General features: G+C 44.5%; 15 protein-coding genes. 6 read left to right on the top strand and 9 right to left on the bottom strand.

Annotation, left to right across the window (positions count from 1 at the left end; all coding sequences use genetic code 11):
• Positions 1–71 precede the first annotated feature (71 nt).
• From PCY71_RS00220 to PCY71_RS00210, 3 genes are all read right to left on the bottom strand, one after another.
• A complete protein-coding gene (locus tag PCY71_RS00220; RefSeq protein ID WP_048774447.1) occupies positions 72–1,304 on the bottom strand; it encodes an FtsW/RodA/SpoVE family cell cycle protein in 1,233 nt (410 codons plus the stop codon).
• 12 nt (positions 1,305–1,316) lie between these two features.
• The gene (locus PCY71_RS00215) at positions 1,317–2,297 is read right to left on the bottom strand and encodes a YeiH family protein (RefSeq protein WP_075202759.1); all 981 of its coding nucleotides are present in this window, start codon (positions 2,295–2,297) and stop codon (positions 1,317–1,319) included.
• Between the two features lie 99 nt (positions 2,298–2,396).
• Complete coding sequence (locus tag PCY71_RS00210) at positions 2,397–4,841, bottom strand: bifunctional DnaQ family exonuclease/ATP-dependent helicase (RefSeq protein ID WP_048774448.1); 2,445 nt, start codon at positions 4,839–4,841, stop codon at positions 2,397–2,399.
• A gap of 135 nt (positions 4,842–4,976) precedes the next feature.
• On the opposite strand from PCY71_RS00210, the gene PCY71_RS00205 reads away from it, so the two are divergent.
• Positions 4,977–5,615: an MBL fold metallo-hydrolase gene (locus PCY71_RS00205; protein ID WP_048774449.1), complete on the top strand. Its 639-nt coding sequence runs from the start codon at positions 4,977–4,979 to the stop codon at positions 5,613–5,615.
• Positions 5,616–5,684: 69 nt separating this feature from the next.
• On the opposite strand, the gene ftsX is transcribed toward PCY71_RS00205, so the two are convergent.
• From ftsX to prfB, 3 genes are all read right to left on the bottom strand, one after another.
• On the bottom strand, positions 5,685–6,611 hold the full coding sequence (gene ftsX, locus PCY71_RS00200; protein WP_002910064.1) for a permease-like cell division protein FtsX: 927 nt from the start codon (positions 6,609–6,611) through the stop codon (positions 5,685–5,687).
• Entirely contained in the window at positions 6,604–7,296 is a 693-nt protein-coding gene (ftsE, locus tag PCY71_RS00195; RefSeq protein WP_002895890.1) for a cell division ATP-binding protein FtsE, read from the bottom strand. The genes ftsX and ftsE overlap by 8 nt, the downstream gene beginning before the upstream one ends.
• Before the next feature lie 44 nt (positions 7,297–7,340).
• A protein-coding gene (prfB, locus tag PCY71_RS00190) for a peptide chain release factor 2 (protein ID WP_125342290.1) occupies positions 7,341–8,436 on the bottom strand; the annotation gives its coding sequence in 2 pieces (ribosomal slippage) (positions 7,341–8,363 and positions 8,365–8,436; 1,095 coding nt in all).
• Positions 8,437–8,746: 310 nt separating this feature from the next.
• Between prfB and PCY71_RS00185 the strand changes: the two genes are divergently transcribed.
• Positions 8,747–9,607 (top strand): metallophosphoesterase, encoded by an 861-nt coding sequence (locus tag PCY71_RS00185; protein ID WP_002910066.1) that lies wholly within the window; start codon positions 8,747–8,749, stop codon positions 9,605–9,607.
• 153 nt (positions 9,608–9,760) lie between these two features.
• Here PCY71_RS00185 and PCY71_RS00180 read toward each other — a convergent pair whose 3' ends face one another.
• Together PCY71_RS00180 and PCY71_RS00175 are read right to left on the bottom strand one after the other, a co-directional pair.
• Entirely contained in the window at positions 9,761–12,457 is a 2,697-nt protein-coding gene (locus PCY71_RS00180; RefSeq protein WP_002910070.1) for a cation-translocating P-type ATPase, read from the bottom strand.
• A gap of 285 nt (positions 12,458–12,742) precedes the next feature.
• On the bottom strand, positions 12,743–13,129 hold the full coding sequence (locus PCY71_RS00175; protein ID WP_032905849.1) for a DUF1934 domain-containing protein: 387 nt from the start codon (positions 13,127–13,129) through the stop codon (positions 12,743–12,745).
• A 115-nt stretch (positions 13,130–13,244) separates the two neighbouring features.
• Here PCY71_RS00175 and PCY71_RS00170 point away from each other — a divergent pair, with 115 nt between their 5' ends.
• From PCY71_RS00170 to PCY71_RS00155, 4 genes are read left to right on the top strand one after another with little or no spacing between them, the layout of a single operon-like run.
• On the top strand, positions 13,245–14,546 hold the full coding sequence (locus PCY71_RS00170) for an HD domain-containing protein (protein WP_002910076.1): 1,302 nt from the start codon (positions 13,245–13,247) through the stop codon (positions 14,544–14,546).
• Position 14,547: 1 nt separating this feature from the next.
• Positions 14,548–15,357 carry a sugar-phosphatase gene (gene yidA, locus PCY71_RS00165; RefSeq protein WP_002910078.1) on the top strand — a complete coding sequence of 270 codons (810 nt, stop codon included), beginning with the start codon at positions 14,548–14,550 and terminating at the stop codon, positions 15,355–15,357.
• Positions 15,357–16,571, top strand: coding sequence for an aminoacyltransferase (locus PCY71_RS00160; RefSeq protein ID WP_048774450.1), 1,215 nt, complete (start codon positions 15,357–15,359; stop codon positions 16,569–16,571). The genes yidA and PCY71_RS00160 overlap by 1 nt, the downstream gene beginning before the upstream one ends.
• A 14-nt stretch (positions 16,572–16,585) precedes the next feature.
• Positions 16,586–17,821, top strand: a complete 1,236-nt coding sequence (locus PCY71_RS00155; RefSeq protein ID WP_002910085.1) for an aminoacyltransferase — start codon at positions 16,586–16,588, stop codon at positions 17,819–17,821.
• A 32-nt stretch (positions 17,822–17,853) separates the two neighbouring features.
• Here PCY71_RS00155 and PCY71_RS00150 read toward each other — a convergent pair whose 3' ends face one another.
• Entirely contained in the window at positions 17,854–22,035 is a 4,182-nt protein-coding gene (locus tag PCY71_RS00150) for a GBS Bsp-like repeat-containing protein (protein WP_048774451.1), read from the bottom strand.

The raw sequence follows: 22,035 nt of genomic DNA, 5'->3' as shown, positions 1-22,035 counted from the left end.
AAAATATCCTTTCTGAGATGAGCCAGTCACAAAATAGCATCTGATTTGTGAGTCAAAAACTTGCTACCTGTTTATTTTAATTTCTTTAGTACGACTTTTTTGCGGACAGCAGGAATTCGCTCCTTCTTTTCATCCGTCAGGCTGTTCTGATAGGAGACGGACAGCAGGAGACCGACTCCGATAAGATTACTAATAATGGAAGAGCCCCCCTGTGAGATAAAGGGCAGCGGAATCCCTGTCAGAGGCAGAATTCCTGTCACCGCTCCAATATTTTCAAAGATATGGAAGAGCAGCATCATGATAAAGCCAGTTGAGATGTAGGTATAAAACTGGTTGTTGGATTTAATCGTAATCTTGAGCATGCGATAAATCAGCAGTAAATAGAGCATGATAACCAAGGTCGAGCCCAAAAAGCCAAAATCTTCTGCAATGACGGTGAAAATCATATCGCTTTCCCGAACAGGAACCAAGAGATTTGAAACATTAAAGCCTTGACCAGTCAGACCGCCGCTTCCGACAGCAATTTGTCCCTGTGCTTGCTGGAAGGTAGTCGTCTGAGCGTAGTCAAAAGGATGAAGCCAAGCTAAAATCCGATTGATTTGGTAGGTCGGCATGCCAAGATTGTGCAGAAAGGCACGGCCGCCATCGGAAATAAAGATAAAGAGAAATCCTCCCAACAGCAGGACTCCCGTCAGAAAGACCGGCAGGATAATCTTCCAAGAAACACCTGACAGTAAAACGATGCCGCCGTATATAGCAACAAAAACCAGAGCCGTCCCCAAATCACTCTGAAGGGTTAACAGAACCAGAACAGGCACTGTGTAGAGCCCAAGCTTCAGAATCAGAAAAAAGTCTACAGCCAGGGTTCGCTCATCCTGCTTGTGCTGCTGGAGAAAATGAACCACCAGCCGCGACAGCATGAGAATATATGAAATCTTCATGAACTCCGAGGGCTGAAAGAGGGTCACACCACGAATAGCAATCCAGTTTTTGGCACCAGTGGAGGCTACCAGAGATTCACTGTAAAAAATCAGAGGCAAGACCATGAGGCCAAGACCAAAAACATAGAGATAAGGCGTAATTTTCCAGAGAAACTTGGTGTTAAAAAACATGAGGATAAAGCTGAGCAGGAAGCCCACCGCAATCCAGGCAATCTGCTGTCCAACCATGGGCCAGGCATTGTCAGGATAATCATGACTAACAGCAATGTATATAGCTACAACACCGATTGAGAGCAGCATCAAAACGGGCAAAATTAAACTATAATCAATCCGAGACTCAAACGTCCGTCTTTGATAGGGCATAGTCCCTCCTTTTTAGAAAAAATACTGGATAATCAAGCTTGAAACAGCGACGCAAAACCAAGCAAAGGCACCAGTCAGCAAAGGCGCTGCTCCTGCTTGCTTAAACTGCTTAAAGGAAACCTTTGCGCCAATAGCTGCCAAGGCCATAGCCATCAGCCACTGAGAAATGAATTTTGTATAAGGGATGACAGCAGCCGGCAGAAATCCAAGACTGCTGATAAGTGAAGCTAGGACAAACCAAGCTATAAACCAAGGAAAAATCTGTTTCAAGTTTGTCTTTTGTGACGACTTCTTAGACTTGATATAGCGATAAGCTGCGAAGATCAAGCAGGCCGGTACAATCATCAGAGCCCGACTAAGCTTAACAATGGTCGCCAAGTCGCCAGCTGACGGGCTATATGTATAGCCTGCCGCCACTACTGACGAAGTATCATTGATGGCTGTTCCAGCCCAAGTCCCGAAAAAGGTATCCGACATCTGCAACAAATGCCCTAAAAAAGGGAAAATGAATACTGCTAAAATATTGAAAAAGAAAATAGTGGAGATAGACAGAGCGATTTCCTCTTCATCAGCTTCCAAGATTGGTGAAGCAGCCGCTATGGCAGAGCCACCGCAGATGGCTGTTCCAAAACCAATTAAAATAGTCAAGACACGATTCATCTTAAAGAAACGGCCAGCCAGATAGGCCGCCAGAAAGGCTATCAGAATCGTAATAAGACTGATACGAAGAGAAGAAATCCCTGTCTCAGAAACCTGACCAATGGACATGGAAAATCCCAAAAAGATGATGGAATACTGCAGCAATTTCTTCCCTGAATAGTTGAGTCCTTCCTGAAAAACAGCCGGCAGCTTCATGCTGTTGTTCAAAACAATCCCAAAGACAATAGCCAAAACACTAGAGCCTATCAAGGGAAGCAAGCCGCCTAAAAAGATAGAAACAGCTGCTATGCCAAAGGATAACAGAATTCCTGGTAAATATTTTTTCACGAACACCCCTTCTTTCCTATGCCTCTCATTATAACAAATTTTGTCCCAAAAATCTGAATGAACCTAAAAAATCAGCCAATAAAAATCAGCTGATTTCAGATAGTTTCAGTCAAAAAAGTCTTGTAACTCCTGCATAATGGCTGCCTCTGGCAGAATATCCAAAGAAGCCAATTGTGATAGATGATGCTGAATCTGCTTTCCATAGCGTTTACTAGAAATGCGATTGTCCAAAAGAATAACAGCTGATTTCTGATGCTCATTGCGCCGGGTCCGGCCAATAGCCTGCTTAAGCCGTAAGATGGCAAGAGGCAGTTGATAATCATAAAAGGCATTCTTACCTTCCGCTTTCAAGCGGCTGTTAATCTTCTGCACAAAGAAATCCTTGGGATTGTCAAATGGAATCCGAGTAATCAGCTGAATAATCTGGTCTTGCTCAGCAAAATCCGCCCCCTCCCAGAAGCTGCCAGATCCCAAAAGGATACCTGCCTCTCCTCTATCAAAACGCCGCTTGATATTGCCGGCATCGCCATTTTTATATTGGGCCAAATGCGGCAAAGCCAGCAAGTCCGAAACAGTTAAAAGCAAGTCTTTAGAGGTGAAGAGGACGAAGATAGGCAGACCGAGTTCCGTCACTTCTCGCAAGCAAGCAACAATCTCTCGAGCAAAATCCTCAGTTGATAAATCCACTACTGCTGGAAAATTTTCATCTAAAAAGAGCTTCTGCAGTGGCTTCTTCTTGCTTTTCAGCTTATAAAAGTGATAACTTTCAAAGCCTAGCAACTGCGCCAGATTGACATTAGAGCTGATTTCCAGAGTTGACGAAACCAAGATAACCTTAGCATTTTCAGGCAGGAAGTCAGTGAAATGCAGCAATTCTGAACGGCCAGCATGCAGAGTCATCAAGCGATGGTCTGCCAAAGCTTCATCAACCAACCAATAATACTGGTATTTGCCACTGAACAAGTGCTGCAGCTCAGGCAATGCACTAGTTTTTAACTCGGACACATCCTGAAGCAGCCGGGCAATCTTTTCCGGACTTAGCTCAGATGCTTTCTTGCGATGCTTCTCTGCGGCATCAGCGAGCTCAAACTGAATGCTTTGTAAAAGCCGTTGCTGCAGAAGCTCCCCTTCTTCCTGAAGGAGATGATTTATCTGCTGCAGCGTTTTAGTTAGATTTATATTGGCCTGAGAGAAGCTTTCCAAGGCGAAAAACATCTTCTGAGCTTCATCAACTACCAGAACACGATTGTACAGCAAAGACTGGTCATCCTCTAAACGCGTCAGCAGGTAAGCATGATTAGTAATCACGACTCGACTAGTAGCTGACTTGACTTGTCCCAACCGCCAAAAATCTTCCTCATAAAAAAGAGAATGTTTGCTTAGCTTGCCATCATGACGGATTTCATTGAAGTAGCTTGAGAAGCGATGAGCCTGCCCGATTTCATTCAAATCACCTGTTTTAGTTTCTGTCAGCCAAACCAAGAGTTGCAGCTTGCAGCGATTAACCAGACGGTTGTCATATTCCCTGTCCAGTGTCTGATAGAAATGGTCCAGCTTGAGATAATTCTCCGGACTCTTGAGACTGTGAAAGGAAATACCAAAGACTTCCTCCAACAATCGTCCTTCCTTTTGCAGCAGCTGGTCCTGCAGGATCTTAGTCGGAACCGTGACTAGTACTTTTTCTTGACCTCTAGACAAGATAGGCAGCAAGTAGCCAAAAGTCTTACCCAAGCCTGTCTGCGCTTCTAAAAAACTAGGCTCCTGCTGGTCCAGAGCTTCCTCCATAAAACGAGCAAATTTGAGCTGTTCAGACCGCTCTTCTAAGCCCAGCAGGTATAGATTGGTGAGGAAATCCTGCGACAGCTTCTTTTCCGAAGTCAGCTTTTGGGGACTTCGCAGGAAAATACCATGGCAGGATTGCAGTTCCTTATCTTGCTGATCCGGCATTGTCTGATAAACTTCCTCGATAGCCAGACGCGACTCATAGATAATGCTATCCGCCAAAGTTAGCATTTTCTCAACCAAGGCCTTGGGCAGGCTCTTGATTTTGTCTTGTATTTTTAAAAATAGCTGAGCCGTTGCTTGAGCATCTGCCAGAGCAGTATGGGCGTTTTCCAAAGAAATATCCAGCAGATCGCAGAGATTACCCAAGGAATATTTATCAAAGGTCGGGTAAAAGACCTGAGACAACTCCACCGTGTCCACACGCGGTGTCAGCAAGTCAAACCCTTCCCAGAAAAGGGCCTCCGCTAGTAGATTAGCGTCAAACTTGACATTATGAGCGACAAAAATCGCATCCTGAATCAGCTCATATACCTCCGCTGCTACCTGAGAAAACTCCGGGGCTCGGCCAAGCCGCTCATCATCCAAACCTGTCAACTCTTTGATATGCTCATCCAGTTCCTCATGAGGATTGACATCTGTTTCATAAGTCTTAGTAATGATTCCATTTTCAATCAGAACAATGCCAATCTGGATAATCTTTGCACTGCTGCCCGTTCCTGTAGCCTCCAAGTCCACAACGGCATACTTATAATCATTTTGTGTCATACTGCTATGATTATATCATAAAAGCCATTCTGAGACATCTGAAAATTTTCAGCCATAGTCTATGAAGCAATTCTGTGCAAAAAATTCTCTTTTCTGTTACACTCAATAGCAGAATACATTTTCCGAGGAAATCAAATGAAGATTCATAAAATTACCAACCTTGTTGCATTTGAAAATACCTATATCTTAGAAAATAACCAGGGTCTCCTAGTCGTCGATCCTGGCAGTGACTGGAAAAAGATTGAGCGCAAGCTAGAGGAACTCGCCAAACCTGTGATTGCTATTCTCTTGACCCACACCCATTATGACCATATTATGAGTTTAGAAAAGGTCCGAGAGCACTATGCTGCCCCACCTGTCTATGTGGCTGAGAGTGAAAGCAGCTGGCTCTACACACCGACAGATAACCTATCTGGTCTGGCGCGCCATGCTGATCTGGATGATATTATCTGTCGACCAGCAGAAGAGTTTTTCTCCTACGAAACAGACTATGATCTTGGAGGCTTTCACTTCTATGTGCTTGCAACACCTGGCCACTCCATCGGAGGTGTCTCTCCAGTCTTTCCAGATGACCGCCTTGTTTTGACGGGCGATGCCCTCTTTCGGGAAAGCATCGGACGAACGGATCTTCCTACAGGAAACATGGAGCAATTGCTGACATCCATTCGCGAGAAACTTCTGGTATTACCTAAAGACTACGCTGTTTATCCTGGGCATGGTCATGATACCACTATTTCACATGAAAAAATCTTTAATCCATTTTTAGCTCAGTAGCCATTAAAGCAATTAACTATAACAAAAATAGAGTTTGAAATTCTTCAAACTCTGTTTTTTTATGATTTGTTAAATCTTCAAGAAGCGTCTCATAGAGATGATAGATCCCAATGATCCGATAAGAATTCCCAACACAAAGAGTGCTGCTATCATAATCGGACTAAAGAGTTTTGGATCAATCATAGAAAGTCCTTGACCTACCAAGCTCTTATTCATAGTCTGGTAGGCTATACCATATGTCAAATACACTACAAGTGACGGAACTGTCGCTCCTAACAAGCCAATCCATGCTCCCTCAAACAGAAATGGTCCGCGGATATAGCTATTCTTGGCACCAACCAAGCGCATGATTTGAATCTCGCGACTGCGTGAAATAATGGTAATCCGAATAGTATTGGAAATGAGAAGGATAGCAATGAAAATCAGAAGCGCTGTCCCAATCAATCCCCATGTTTGGATGAAATTAGAAAACGCAAAGAGATTTTTGGTATTGGTACCCCCATTTTGAACCTCTGAAACACCATCAACCTTTCTGGCATCTTTTGTAACAGATTCAACATACTTAGGTGCCTTGGTCTCAACAATATAAGCATCGTAAAGAGGATTATTTTCTTCATCAAAAACATCCCACTCACTACCCATGGTCTCTGTTAGCTTATTATACTGCTCTTGCTTGCTAGAAAAAGTAACCTTCTCTACATTTTTCATAGAAGTCAGAGCATCATAGACCTTATGGTAGTCCTCATTCTGAACTGTTTGACCTTCTTTTACAATCGTTTCGCTATTATCGAAAACATCCTTACGCATGTATACCATGACGCGGACATTATTGGAAATATCATTTGCCAACTTGGCTGTATTTAAAATTACTGAAGCAAAAACAGCCACTAAGCTCAAGGTAATCATAACCGAGCTGACAGCCGCTACAGTCATCCAACCATTCCGCGTAAGACTCTTAAGCGACTCAATCAAATGACGAAAAAATCTTCTAATCATCGTATCCGTATTCTCCTTCCGCTTCATCACGTACCACACGGCCATTTTCAATAGCAATAACGCGGTGACGCAGAGTATTTACAATCTGGCTGTTGTGGGTGGCCATCAGGACAGTTGTTCCCTGAAGGTTAATCCGCTCCAGCAGGTTCATAATCTCCCAAGAATTATCTGGGTCCAAGTTTCCTGTCGGCTCATCCGCAATTAGGACTTTAGGATTGTTAGCAATAGCACGCGCAATGGCAATCCGCTGCTGCTCACCACCGGAAAGCTCGTTAGGGAATGAGCGAACCTTATGCTTAAGGCCAACTAGGTCCAGCACTTCCATAACCCGCTTTTTAATATTGCGGCGGCGCTCACCGATAACTTCCATGGCATAAGCAATATTCTCATACACTGTCTTTTTAGGAAGAAGTTTATAGTCTTGAAAGACGACTCCAACCTGACGGCGCAGCATTGGAACATCACGCTTCTTAATCTTAGCTAAGTCAAAATCAGCTACTTTCAGACTTCCCTTATCCAGCTTTATCTCCCGGTAAAGCAAACGAATAAAGGTTGACTTTCCCGCTCCTGAAGGGCCTACAATATAGGCAAACTCCCCAGGTTCTACGTTAATAGACACACTACGCAGGGCAGTGGTCCCGTTGCCATACTTCTTGACAACATCTTTCATTTCAATTATTGACATCTATTGAAATTTCCTTTCAATCTAATTCTAATCTCTTACACTTCCTAGTTCAAACGCCATTTCAAATAAGCGTCGATGAAACCATCCAAATCTCCATCCATCACCTTGTCCACCTGTGCTACTTCGTAACTGGTCCGATGGTCTTTGACCATAGTATAAGGCGTAAAGACATAAGAGCGGATTTGGCTGCCCCAGGAAATCTCCTTCTTATCTCCCTTGAGTGAATCAACTTCGGCTGCTTGTTTCTCTTGCTCTAGCTGATAAAGCTTAGCCTGCAGCATCTTCATCGCCCGATCACGGTTTCCATACTGGGTCCGGTCAACGGTAGACTGCACCACAATTCCCGTAGGAATATGGGTCAGTCGCACACCGGTAGAGACTTTATTGACGTTCTGCCCGCCGGCTCCTCCCGAGCGGAAAGTGTCCATCTTAATATCGTCATCGCGAATTTCCACCTCAATGGTGTCATCCAGCTCTGGCATGACCTCTACTGAGGTAAAGGAAGTATGGCGACGCTTAGCTGAGTCAAATGGCGAAATCCGGACCAAACGGTGGACTCCCATTTCTGACTTGAGCAAGCCATAAGCGTGCGGCCCTTCAAATGAAAGAGTCACTGACTTGATGCCTGCTTCATCACCAGCTTGATAGTCCAAGACCTCTACTTTGAAGCCCTTGGCATTGCCAAAGCGTGTATACATACGCAGCAGCATATCTCCCCAATCCTGGGCCTCTGTACCACCAGAGCCCGGGTGAATTTCAAGGATAGCATTGTTATTGTCATAAGGCTCAGATAGGAGCAGGGTCATTTCATAGCTGGTCATCATTTTCTCGAGTTCGGCCAGCTTTTCTTCTAACTCACCCTGAACCGACTCATCTTCAGCCAGAAAATCAAGCAAGATTTCCGATTCATCAAAAAGCTCGGTCATCTGATGGAAATTTTCATAGGTTTGCTTGAGTTCATTCAGATCTTGAGATGTCTTTTGGGCTGCAATGTTGTCATCCCAAAAGTCGGGTTCTGTCATCTTATTTTCTAAGATGGCAATTTCTTCTTCCAGACCTTCTAAGTCAAAGAGACCCCCTGAAAGAAGCTAATTTTTCACGATTTGCGTCAATCTTTTGACGAATTTCTGAAATGTCCATAAATACCTCTTTTCACATATCGTTTAATTATAACATAAATTAAACAGTTTGCCTAATCTCACATTCAGCAGCTTACATTTTATCGGATTTTCCCTAGCTAGGCAAGACAAGCGACTCCTTGTCACCCAATTGTTAGAAAAGTAATATAATGACATGGGGTTAGAAGAATTATTTCAAGCCTTCCTAGACTTCGACCATGAATAAACGAAATACATGGTTACGAACATTTATGAGGTATTCAGATAAAAGGGAGGCTCTCCATGGGTGCTTAAGCATTTCCAAGTTTTGAAAAATATGCTAGACTAAAACCATGACAAGAATCGGATTTATGAGCGACCTCCATCTGGACTCCAATCAGTTTGGGGATTTTGAGCGCCAAGCTCTTTGCCAGCTTTTAAAAGAGGAAGGTATTGACCATCTACACATTGCAGGAGATTTGTCCAACGACCTGACCAAGATCAGTTTGCCCTTTCTTGAAACTTTGAACCAAGAGATTCCCCTTTCTTTTAATCTGGGAAACCACGATATGCTGGGACTTTCTGAGCAAGAAATTTCAAACTATGATTTTCAGGTCCAACAGTTCGGCCAGACCACGCTCGTCAGCTTTTCTGGCTGGTACGACTACAGCTTTGTTCCAGAAAAAAGCAAGGAAGAGCATCTGAGAACCAAGACCAATTTCTGGTTTGACCGCAGATTGGAACGTCAACTCGACGATCCCAGTATTACGGCTCAGACACTGCAAGAGTTAGAAAAACTGTTGGCAACTTTAGATGGTCCCATTATTGTTGCTCTGCATTTTGTCCCCCATCAAGACTTTCTATACGATCATCCCTATTTCCAGCGCTTCAACGCTTTCCTTGGAAGCCAAGCTTTTCATCGACTCTTTGTCAAATACAGGGTGAAAGAGGTGGTTTTCGGCCATCTCCATCACCGCCACCAAAGCCGTGTTATCGAAGATGTCCGCTACCATATGCGTCCTCTGGGCTACATCCGTGAATGGGAACTGACTCGGAACTTTTTTAATGACTTTCCTCAGTATAAAATTCCCCAGATGTACCGCCTGCATAAGCGTTATAATGCTGTTAAAGATTTAGTCGAATTTCGAGACTATAAGAAAAAACACCTAGCAGCTGAACTGCGAGATGCTTTAACAGTAATTGAAGTTCAGTAATGGAAATGTTGAATAGCAGTTCTCAGCTCATCTGAGAGCTGTTTTTTGCTGTCCAACTGCACATAGACTTCTAATAAACAGGAACGAAAATTGGAAAAAGCAATGAAATCTTGGTTACTATAAAAAAAGCCATCCGTAGATGACTTTTTGCTGTTAAATAGCATTCTTATCCATACCTAATTTACGTTGGATGAACTTAACAATTTCAACAATGACAATCATGGCAAAGCTACCAATCAGAACAACTGTCCATTGTGATAAGTCCAGCTTGGTCACATGGAAAATCTTTTCCAGTGGATCAATTACAATAGTTGAAATCAATAAGATTAAAGAAACCAGAATAGACCAGTTAAAGGTCTTAGACTTGAATGGACCAACTGTAAAGATAGATTGGTAAACAGATTTTACATTATAAGCATGGAAGAGCTGGATGAGACCAAGCGTTGCAAAAGCCATTGTCAGAGCGTCCGCATGGATAGCCTTGATATCACCGAAATGGACGGGATTAGAGATAGCATAACCATAAACCGCCAGAACCAAAGCCCCTTGCAGGACACCCTGATAGATGATAGAGCTCATAACTCCACCTGAGAAGAAGCTAGACTTACGGCCACGAGGCTTATGACTCATGACACCTGGCTCAGCAGGTTCAACCCCCAGAGCAATGGCAGGGAAGGTATCCGTTACTAGGTTAATCCAAAGCAGATGAACCGGCTGCAGCACATCCCAACCAAAGAGGGTTGCCAAGAAAATAGTCAGTACCTCAGCTGTATTAGCTGAAAGGAGATACTGGATAGTCTTTTGAATATTAGAGAAGACCTTACGTCCTTCTTCCACGGCTACAATGATGGTCGCAAAGTTATCATCTGCCAGAATCATGTCAGAGGCACCCTTAGATACTTCTGTACCTGTAATACCCATACCAATACCGATATCAGCTGTTTTCAAAGCTGGTGCGTCATTGACACCATCACCTGTCATGGCTACGACCTTACCTTGGTTTTGCCACGCTTTGACAATCCGTACCTTATGCTCAGGCGAAACTCGGGCATAGACAGAGTATTGACCAACAACCTTTTCGAATTCTGCATCAGAAAGCTCATTGAGCTCTGCACCAGTCAGGACATGGTCTTCAGTATCTCCCTCTTCGATGATACCCAAGCGCTTAGCGATAGCTTCAGCTGTATCCTGATGGTCACCGGTAATCATAATCGGACGAATACCTGCTTCCTTGGCGACACGAACAGCTTCTGCCGCTTCTGCACGTTCTGGGTCAATCATACCGATTAAACCAGTAAAGATTAAATCATTTTCTAGATTTTCAGATGTCAGGTCAGTCGGAACTGCATCAATAATCTTGTAAGCACCAGCCAGCACGCGCAGAGCTTGGTGAGCCATCTCTGAGTTGTTAGACTTAATCAGCTGTGAAGTAGCATCATCAATCGCTGCAACATCTCCAGCCTTATCACGGGCAACACAGCGTTTCAAGAGTTGATCTGGTGCTCCCTTTACTGCCACAAGGAATTTCCCATCTGGCAATGGATGGACGGTAGACATGAGCTTACGATCTGAATCAAAGGGCAGCTCAGCTACTCGAGGATATTTCTCTAAAAAGGCCTTTACATCATAGCCCTTGTCCAGAGCATATTGGATAAAGGCTGTTTCTGTTGGGTCACCAATCAGTTTTCCTTCTTGGTCAATCTTAGTATCATTGGCTAAGACAACTGAACGTAAGAGAGGCAGCTCCAAGCCAAGTTCAATATCTTGTCCAGCTTCATTCAGGACTCCGTCATAAAAGACTTTTTCGACCGTCATCTTATTCATGGTCAGGGTACCAGTCTTATCTGAAGCGATAATCTCAGTTGATCCCAAAGTCTCAACAGCTGGAAGCTTACGGACAATCGAATTCCGCTTAGCCAGAACCTGAGTTCCCAAAGCCAGCACGATGGTAACGATAGCAGGCAGACCTTCTGGAATAGCGGCAACCGCCAAGGCTACAGAGGTCATCAGCTCATCCAGTGGATTTTTCCCTTGAATGAAGACACCGACTACAAAAGTCACTGCAGCAATCACCAAGATAGCATAGGTCAGAACCTTAGACAAGCTATTAAGATTTTGCTTGAGCGGTGTGTCCGTTTCATCCGCATCCTGCAACATACCTGCGATATGGCCGACTTCCGTATACATCCCTGTATTGACAACCAACCCACCCCCACGACCATAGGTCACATTTGAGTTTTGGAAGGCCATATTGACCCGGTCGCCAATACCAGCATCTGCAGCTACCTCAACAGTCAAATCTTTCTCAACCGGCACAGACTCACCTGTCAGAGCCGCTTCTTCGATTTTCAGTGAATTAGCTTCCAAAAGCCGCATATCTGCTGGGACAACATCACCGGCTTCCAATCTAACGATATCACCAGGTACCAACTCCTTAGAATCTACTTCTGTGACATGGCCATCACGCAGGACACGCGCAGCTGGGCTAGACATAGACTTGAGAGCTGCAATTGCTTCTTCAGCCTTGCCTTCCTGATAGACACCGAAAATGGCATTGATGATTACGACCGCTAAGATGATCAAAGCATCTGCGATGTCTTCACCACCTGATGTGACAACAGACAAGACTGCTGCTACCAACAAGATGATAATCATCAAATCCTTAAACTGCTCCAAAAACTTCATTAAGAGAGATTTTTTCTCCCCTTCATCCAGTTCATTGCGGCCATAATCAGCTAAACGCTTGGCTGCTTCTTGACTGGACAAACCTTGCTCTGAAGCGTCCAAAGTTTTGAAAATTTCCTCAGGACTCTGGGTGTAAAAAGCTTGGCGCTTTTGTTCTTTTGACAATGTATTCCTCCTCTTGGCCTCTTTTATTTCTGAACTTTTCTAACCACTACGACTCATCATCTTGAGCCGCATCAGTCATATCCAAAAAGTCAGAAACAAAAAAGAGACCTGTTTATTAACAAGTCTCGCTATTTCATACAAGGCCGGAAATTTCTTTCGTATTGACGACCTTGTAACGGTTATTCCGTTAGCTACTCCCTTGAGTTAGAAACTATTATACCAAATTTTCAAGCTTTTGCAAGGGGAAACATTATGATTTTCAAGAGATTTCTCAGAGAATTGCAGCTAACCCCAGCTAATCTCCATTTCATAGCTGGCAAAAATCTGCTCTCCGTCAACAGTTTTCAGCTGATAATGAAGTTGCAGAACCTGCTTGGTAAAATCAACCTTATAAAAAGGAGTATCGGTCACAAACTGCTGCAAGCCCACAGGTGTATGGATACCAACCAGCGCCTGCCCTTGACTGATGAAGCGCATGATGGACTTAGGTTCAGAAAAGCGCGTCATAACCAACTCTTTATCGTGGAACTTCAGAACTACTTTCTCTCCTTCTTCATTCTTATATAGCAGATAATGATAGTCTCCTTTTTGCGTCCAGTCCGTATCGTAGACCTGATCGATTAGCTCGGTATGCCCGTCCAGCTGGATGTGATTTTTTATTCTAATTTGCATCTTCATCTCGTTTCTCTTTTTCTTTCCCTATTTTATCAAAAAAAGAACAAAATTGCTCTTCTTTCAGTTGCAGCTTTGATTTTTTTCCTACTCTGATTTGTGGTATAATGATAACATGATTGAAAAAGTATTTCGGGACCCGGTTCATAATTATGTTCATGTGGACCATCAGGTTATCTATGATTTAATCAATACTAAAGAATTTCAACGGCTGCGCCGCATCAAACAGCTGGGTACCTCCGGCTATACTTTCCACGGCGGGGAGCACAGCCGTTTTTCGCATTGTCTGGGAGCTTACGAGATTGCCCGGCGCATCACCAAGATTTTTAATGAAAAATACCAAGCCAACTGGGACAGCCATGAAAGTCTGCTGACCATGACAGCTGCTCTCCTGCATGACTTGGGACACGGAGCTTATTCACATACTTTCGAGCGCCTTTTTGATACCAATCACGAGGATATTACGCGGCAAATCATCACCAGCCCAGAGACAGAGATTCATCAGGTACTGGTTCAGGTTTCACCAGATTTCCCAGAAAAGGTAGCTAGCGTCATCAACCATACCTATCCCAATAAGCAGGTGGTTCAGCTGATTTCCAGCCAAATTGATGTGGATCGAATGGACTATCTCTTACGAGACTCCTTTTTCACCGGCGCTTCCTATGGACAATTTGACTTAACCAGAATTTTACGAGTGATTTGTCCTGTAGAGAACGGCATCGCCTTCAAGCGCAATGGCATGCATGCGGTAGAGGACTATGTAGTCAGCCGCTACCAGATGTACATGCAGGTCTATTTCCACCCGGCCAGCCGTGCTATGGAAGTTCTGCTGCAAAATCTGCTCAAGCGGGCCAAGTATCTCTATCCGGCTCAGAAAGATTATTTTGCGCTGTCATCGCCCAATCTCATTCCATTCTTTGAAAACAGAGTGACCCTGCAGGATTATCTGGCCTTGGATGATGGTGTTATGAATACCTATTTCCAAGTCTGGATGACTAGTCCAGACAAGATTTTATCTGACCTGGCTCAGCGTTTTATCAACCGCAAGGTCTTTAAGTCTATCGTCTTCTCTCAGGAAAACGAAGCGCATTTGGATATCATGCGAGACCTAGTTGGACAGGTTGGTTTCGACCCTGATTACTATACTGCTATCCATCGTAATTTTGATTTACCTTATGATTTCTACCGGCCTGACGTTGAAAAACCCCGGACCCAGATTGAAATTCTGCAAAAAGATGGCAGCCTAGCAGAACTGTCCAGCCTATCTCCTATCGTTCATTCGCTAGCCGGGACCAGACAAGGCGATAATCGCTTCTACTTCCCCAAGGAAATGCTAGCAGAGACCGGACTTTTCAGCGAAAAAAACCAGACCTTTATGCACTATATCAAAAACGACCAATTTACCTACGGAGAATAATATGTCTATCAAATTAGTTGCCGTCGACATTGACGGTACCCTTTTAAATAACCAAAAAGAAATCACTCCTGAAGTCTTCAGCGCTGTTCAGGATGCCAAAGCTGCTGGTATCAAAATCGTTATTGCAACCGGCCGTCCTATTGCTGGTGTTCAAAAGCTTCTCGAGGAGCTAGATCTTAATCAGCCAGGCAACTATGTCGTTACCTTCAACGGCGGACTGGTGCAGGATACTGTCACAGGTCAAGAATTAATCAAAGAAACACTGACCTATGACGACTATCTGGATATCGAACTGCTCGGGCGAAAATTAGGTGTCCACATGCATGCCATCACCAAGGACGGCATTTATACAGCCAATCGCAACATCGGCAAGTACACTGTTTACGAGTCCAATCTGGTCAGCATGCCTATCTTCTACCGCACACCTGAAGAAATGACCAATAAAGAAATCGTCAAGTGCATGTATATTGATGAGCCGGAAATTTTGGATGCGGCCATTGCTAAGCTGCCACCGGAATTAGCTGAAAAATATACACTGGTTAAATCAGCTCCTTTCTATCTGGAAATTGTCAAAAAGACTGTCAATAAAGGGGCTGCTATCCTTCATCTGGCTGAAAAACTTGGCTTAAGCAAGGAGCAGACTATGGCTATCGGTGATGAAGAAAACGACCGCGCCATGCTGGAAGCTGTTGGCTCTCCTGTTGTCATGGAAAACGGCAAGGAAGAACTCAAGAAAATCGCCAAGTATATCACCAAATCGAACGACGAATCCGGCGTAGCATACGCCATTAGAGAGTGGGTTTTAAAATAATGTTTAGCTACAAAATTGGAATTTCAGCTCAGGAACACGACGATTTTGTCACGGCTCATCCGCAGGCTAATCTTCTGCAGAGTTCTGCCTGGGCTCAGATTAAGGATAACTGGGCCAATGAGCGCTTAGGCTTCTATAAAGATGACCACTTGGTTGCCGCAGCCAGTGTCCTGATCAAACCACTGCCCTTAGGGATGACCATGCTTTATATCCCGCGCGGCCCCATCATGGACTATGGTGACAAGGAGCTGCTGGCCTTTGTTTTGGCCTCGCTCAAGAAATTTGCCAAGGAGAAAAAAGCGCTCTTTGTAAAGTTTGACCCTAGCCTCTTTCTGGCAGAAAGCAAAATGGGCGGCGAAATGCAAGACAAGGCAGAAACGATTGAGCTGATTCAACAGTTACAGGAAGCAGGCGCTGTCTGGGTCGGACGGACGGAGTCTCTGGACGAAACCATTCAGCCTCGCTTGCAGGCCAATATTCATAAAGAAGATTTCAGCGAAGAGTTGCTTTCTAAAAGTACTCGCCAGGCTATTCGTACAGCCCGTAACAAAGGCATTCAAATCCAATTTGGTGGAGCAGAATTACTGGACGACTTTTCAGGCCTGATGAAGAAGACAGAAAACAGAAAAAACATCCACCTACGCGGCAAAGACTATTACCAAAAACTCTTGGAAACTTATCCTGAGCACTCCTATGTCACTTTGTCCACTATTGATCTAAAGGCACGATTGGAAGACTTGCAGGCTCAGCTGACTAAGACACTCAAGGAAGCAGAGAAATTTACCGAGAAAACCAAGCCTGGCAAGATTGAGAATAACCAGCAAGAACAGAAACGCCTCCAGGAAGAGATTGACTTCCTACAGGACAAAATCAGCCAAGGTGCTACTGTCGTTCCCCTGTCTGGCACACTGGTCTTGGAATACGGCAAAACCTCTGAAAATATCTATGCCGGAATGGACGAGGAGTACCGTCGTTACCAGCCTGCCATCATCACTTGGTACGAAACGGCCAAACATGCTTTTGAGCGCGGAGCGGATTGGCAAAATATGGGCGGAATCGAAAACGACCTCAAGGGTGGTCTCTATAGCTTTAAATCCAAGTTCAATCCGACCATTGAGGAATTCGCTGGTGAGTTTAACCTGCCAACTAATCCCCTCTACCACCTCTCTAATCTGGCCTACACTCTCAGAAAGAAACTGCGCAGCAAGCATTAACAGAAAGGAAGCCTATGACCTTTAAACTTCTCAACCAAGAAGAATTCATCCAGCATACCTCAGCTAGCTCCCAACGCTCTTTTATGCAGACCGTAGAAATGGCAGAGCTGCTGAGCAAGCGGGGCTTCAGTACCCAGTATGTCGGCTACACTGACCCGCAGGGACAGGTCGTGGTGTCAGCTGTCCTCTATAGTATGCCTATGACTGGCGGCCTCCATATGGAAATCAACTGCGGTCCTGTCTCTACTGATGCTCAATACCTGACTCCTTTCTATCAAGCTTTGCAAGCCTATGCTAAAAAAGAAGGTGCCCTAGAGCTCATCATCAAGCCCTATGAGACTTATCAGGCCTTTGACAGCAATGGCCAGCCCACATCTGATGAAAAAGGCGAGCTTATCCAGCAACTGACTGATTTGGGCTTTGACTTTGACGGCCTACAGACAGGCTATCCAGGCGGGGAGCCTGATTGGCATTATGTCAAAGATTTAGCTGGTCTGACAGAGAAAGACTTGCTCAAGTCCTTCAGTAAAAACGGCAAGGCGACCGTCAAAAAGGCGAATACCTTTGGCATCAAACTAAAAAGGCTGGAACGTAACCAACTCAGCATTTTTAAAGACATCACAGCTGCCACTTCTGACCGGCGAGAATACGATGACAAGCCACTAGACTACTATCAAGATTTTTATGATAGCTTTGATCAGCAAGCAGACTTTATGACAGCCAGTCTCAATTTTCAGGACTACCTTCAGAACTTACAAAAAGACCAAGAGAGACTGGTCCAGAAAATCCAGAAACTGCAGGCTGACTTGGAAAAAAATCCTCAATCTGAAAAGAAACAAAATCATCTGCGAGAACTTTCCAGCCAGTTTGATAGCTTTGAAACCCGCAAAGCTGAAGCCCAAGAACTAATTGATAAGTACGGCGACCAAGACCAAATCCTGGCTGCCAGCCTCTTTATCTATACCCCTCAGGAAGCAACCTATCTTTTCAGTGGCTCCTATCCTGAGTTTAATAAATTCTACGCTCCAGCCCTGCTGCAGGAATACGTTATGACCGAAAGCATCAAGAGAGGCATTCCATTTTACAATTTCCTCGGTATTATGGGAATTTTCGACGGTTCTGACGGTGTTCTGCGCTTCAAACAAAACTTCAACGGCTTCATCATCCGAAAAATGGGAACTTTCCGCTACTACCCTAACCCTCTCAAGTTTAAGCTGCTTCAGCTCATAAAAAAAATTCTAAGACGTTAAAAAACCAAGGGAAACCTTGGTTTTTTGCGTGTTTATTTATAACGAGGTGTCGCAAAACCACGGATATTTCCATGACCGATACGGTAAGTGTTGCGTTTAACTACGTTATTGCTGTTGCCTTCAATCGTGTGAATAATGCCATTTTCGACTTTTTCGACAATACCGATATGATCAGCCCAGCCATCGTTTTGCTGGGTATCTTTGTCCCAGTTAAAGGTGATGATATCGCCTGCGCTAGGAGTCGAATTGCCATCTTCATTCCAGATACCTAGTCTTTGGAAAATATGAATATGGCGCTCAACACCGCACTCGCGGCCGATAAGATCGCTCAAGCCCTCTCTTTGGAAAATAACCGTCGTGAAAATGTCGCACCAGTCATCTGTGTTTTTCACAGCATAACCAACTGGCAGCGGTCTAACACTATTATAATCGTTGACCAAGCGCTGATGCTCAGCACTGCCTCCCCTGACACCTACCATAGCAGCTGCCGCCGCAAGAACACGGTCTCGCTGACTAGCTGACTGAGGACGGTTCACAGAGATAGAGGTCTTTTCTCCACCAGCTCCTTGCAGCTGATTTTGATTATTTAAGTAATACAAGTGAACATTGTACTCGCCTGCATTATTCTTATGGTCACGCGCATATACATGCTTACGATAAGTACCATCAGCCTGACGATCCGCTGTGTACCACTGGACATCATCTTGGCCATTCGCTTCTGACCAAGTCGGCAGGTAAACTGTCTTGAGTCCTTCTGGTGCCACAATGCCTGATACTACAATGTCAAACTCTCCAGTATCGTTGTTCTTATTTTGAATACTGATTTTACCTTGCGGCTTACTGATGGAAACGTTGGTCTTGATGCCACCTGCTCCTACTAGCTTGCCATCATTTTGCACATAGTAGAGATGCACATTATATTCGCCCTGAACGTTATTATGGTCACTCGCACGAACTCGCTTACGATAGGTACCATCCGGCTGACGTTCTGCGTTGTACCACTTGATATCATCCTGACCATTGGCTTCTGACCAGGTTGGCAGGGAAACAGTCTTGAGACCACCTGGCGATACAATATCTGAAACCACAATATCAAAATCGCCATTTTCGCTGTTACGATTCTGGATACTGATTTTGCCCTGTGGTTTAACTGCAGACACATTGGTTGTAGTACCGCCAACACCGACTAACTGCCCGTCGTTACGGACATAGTAAAGATGGATATGATACTTACCAACCGAGTCTTTATGTTTACCAGATTCAACAGTAACTTTATAGGTACCATTAGCCTGCTGAGTAGCTGTATACCAGATAATATCGTCTTGACCGTTAGCTTCAGACCAAACCGGAACACTGACAGCAGACACTTCATAAGGGGCAGAAACGTTTGAAATCACAACATCAAAACTGCCGTTGACATTATTCTTATTTTGGATACTGATGTTGCCCTTTGGCTTACCTAGAGAAACATTAGTTTTTATGCCACCAGCACCAACCAGCTTGCCATCATTTTGCACATAGTAGAGATGAATATTGTACTCGCCCTCAACATTTTTGTGATCACTCACACGGACTCGCTTACGATAGGTACCATCCGGCTGACGTTCTGCGTTGTACCACTTGATATCATCTTGACCGTTGGCCTCTGACCAGGTTGGCAGGGAAACTTCCTTCAGACCGCCTGGAGATACGATACCTGAAACTACAATATCAAAATCGCCGGTTTCGCTGTTGCGATTCTGAATACTGATTTTACCTTGAACTTTTGGTTTTTCTATAGAAATAGTCGTTTTAGTGCCATTTACACCTACCAAGCTGCCATCATTTTGCACATAGTAGAGATGCACATTGTACTCACCCTCAACATTTTTGTGATCGCTCAGACGGACACGCTTACGATAGGTGCCATCAGCTTGACGCTCAGCGTTGTACCACTTGATATCATCTTGGCCGTTAGCCTCAGACCAAGTTGGCAGGGAAACTTCCTTCAGACCGCCCGGAGAGACAATACCTGAAACCACAATATCAAAATCGCCAGTTTCTTTGTTTCGATTTTGAATACTGATAGTGCCCTTAGGCTTGCCAAGAGAAACGGTCGTTTTAGTGCCGCTTACACCAACCAAGCGGCCGTCATTTTGAACATAGTAGAGATGGACATTGTACTCGCCCTGCACATTATTGTGGTCGCTTATGCGTACTCGCTTACGATAAGTGCCGTCAGCCTGACGTTCAGCAGTATACCATTTGATATCATCTTGACCATTAGCTTCTGACCAAGTTGGCAGAGAGACAGTCTTAAGACCACCTGGGGATGAGATACCTGAAACCACAATATCGAAATCACCAGTTTCGCTGTTACGATTCTGAATGCTGATTTTGCCCTGTGGCTTGATGACAGATACATTAGTCGTAGTACCGCCGACACCGACTAATTGACCGTCGTTGCGGACATAGTAGAGATGGACGTTGTACTCGCCCTGCACATTATTGTGGTCGCTTATACGTACTCGCTTACGATAGGTGCCGTCCGGCTGACGTTCCGCGTTGTACCACTTGATATCATCCTGACCGTTGGCCTCTGACCAAGTTGGCAGAGAGACAGTCTTAAGACCACCTGGGGATGAGATACCTGAAACTACAATATCGAAATCTCCAGTTTCGCTGTTGCGATTCTGAATGCTGATTTTGCCCTGTGGCTTGATGACAGATACATTGGTTGTAGTACCACCAACACCGACTAATTGACCGTCGTTGCGGACATAGTAGAGATGGACATTGTACTTGCCAACTGAATCCTTATGTCTGCTAGAATCAACAGAAACTTTATAAGTACCATTGGCCTGCTGAGTGGCTGTGTACCAGATAATATCGTCTTGACCATTAGCTTCAGACCACACTGGAACACTAACGACAGACACTCCATAAGGAGCAGAAACGTTCGAAATCACAACATCAAAGCTGCCGTTGACATTATTCTTATTCTGAATACTGATGTTACCCTTCAAAGGCTGCTTAGCAAGAGCGGACTGCTGGGTAAATCTCCCAGTGTAATCAACGCTATGATCAAATACATGCTTACCAGCTAACAGCTGAGCCTGGGCTGTAAACTGCCATGCTCCAGCGCCACTATTGTATTTGAGAGATTTAGCTCCATCAAGATTTAAATTAGAGGACGGATACTGGGCCACCCAGAAGTTGCTATATCCAAATTGCGACGTATTAACCGGTCCCTTGCTGCGAAGATTATTTTGATCCAGCCAGCTGGCACTGGTATAGTACATCAGGTTTGAATAACCCAGTCTGCGCATCTCATCCGCCCAAGCCTGGGTATGCTGGTTAATCCCATTTTGCATTTTAGGATCTTCCATGTCATTGACCATGACTGTGTTTTTAGGCAGGCCTAGTCTATTAGCAAAGGCAACGTAATAACGAGCTTCTGCTCTCGCTTCTTCATCACTGGTATAGTGCGAGAAGGCATAGGTCGATACTTGTAAACCAGCTCCCTGCGCATTTCTCACCTGAGACTCAGCAAATGGATTAGTGTAATGGGTTCCTTCTGTCAGTTTGACAACGACACCTCCAACCCCTTGCTGGGCTAATTTACGATAGTCGTCTACGCTGATATGGCCATTGTGGCTGCTGACATCTACAAAGGAAGTACCTTTAATCTCTGCTTGGGAATTCCCGCGGGCTGCCTGAGCCTTTGACCCCGCATTATAAAATACAGTTTTTCCAGCACTACTAGCTTTTGGTGCTGATGCTACTGCAGGACTAGCCTTGGGCTCTGAGGCAATAGCAGAATCTGCAACAGAAGAACTTTCTTTTGCTGACTGATCAGCTGCAGTTTCATTCTGATTAGAAGCATTTGCATCTGGCTGACTTTGCCCTTCTGGCTTAGCAGAAGCTACCTGAGTTTCTACAGGAACTGATTGAGCTGCTCCTCCAGACTCAATAGCTGTTCCTGTAGCGTTCGTTGCTTCCTCCTCTTGCTTAACAGCTTGAACTGACTGTTCTGCAGATGATACTGCTACAGTCAGCTGATTAGACGTTTGTGATGCGGCCGCATTCACTGTCTGATTCTCGGAACTAACAGACCTTTCTGTTTTTAAAACTCCTGACTCAGCGACAGTATGTTCCTCGGCTTTTGCAACATTGGCAGTCGCTGCCAACAAAATAGCCGTACTCGCTAAATAAACTAATTCTTTCGATTTCAA

It is taken from the genome of Streptococcus sp. SN3 (assembly GCF_030439905.1).
Note: the sequence above shows the minus strand (reverse complement) of the source record. Positions and strands in the feature narration are given on the sequence as shown.

What these genes read in the sequence shown, in the direction of transcription:
- PCY71_RS00160 (WP_048774450.1), top strand. Translation starts at nt 15,357, where the DNA reads ATGTTTAGCTACAAAATTGGAATTTCAGCTCAGGAACACGACGATTTT.
- ftsE (WP_002895890.1), bottom strand. Translation starts at nt 7,296, where the DNA reads ATGTCAATAATTGAAATGAAAGATGTTGTCAAGAAGTATGGCAACGGG.
- PCY71_RS00210 (WP_048774448.1), bottom strand. Translation starts at nt 4,841, where the DNA reads ATGACACAAAATGATTATAAGTATGCCGTTGTGGACTTGGAGGCTACA.
- PCY71_RS00155 (WP_002910085.1), top strand. Translation starts at nt 16,586, where the DNA reads ATGACCTTTAAACTTCTCAACCAAGAAGAATTCATCCAGCATACCTCA.
- PCY71_RS00175 (WP_032905849.1), bottom strand. Translation starts at nt 13,129, where the DNA reads ATGCAAATTAGAATAAAAAATCACATCCAGCTGGACGGGCATACCGAG.
- PCY71_RS00220 (WP_048774447.1), bottom strand. Translation starts at nt 1,304, where the DNA reads ATGCCCTATCAAAGACGGACGTTTGAGTCTCGGATTGATTATAGTTTA.
- PCY71_RS00170 (WP_002910076.1), top strand. Translation starts at nt 13,245, where the DNA reads ATGATTGAAAAAGTATTTCGGGACCCGGTTCATAATTATGTTCATGTG.
- ftsX (WP_002910064.1), bottom strand. Translation starts at nt 6,611, where the DNA reads ATGATTAGAAGATTTTTTCGTCATTTGATTGAGTCGCTTAAGAGTCTT.
- yidA (WP_002910078.1), top strand. Translation starts at nt 14,548, where the DNA reads ATGTCTATCAAATTAGTTGCCGTCGACATTGACGGTACCCTTTTAAAT.
- PCY71_RS00205 (WP_048774449.1), top strand. Translation starts at nt 4,977, where the DNA reads ATGAAGATTCATAAAATTACCAACCTTGTTGCATTTGAAAATACCTAT.
- PCY71_RS00185 (WP_002910066.1), top strand. Translation starts at nt 8,747, where the DNA reads ATGACAAGAATCGGATTTATGAGCGACCTCCATCTGGACTCCAATCAG.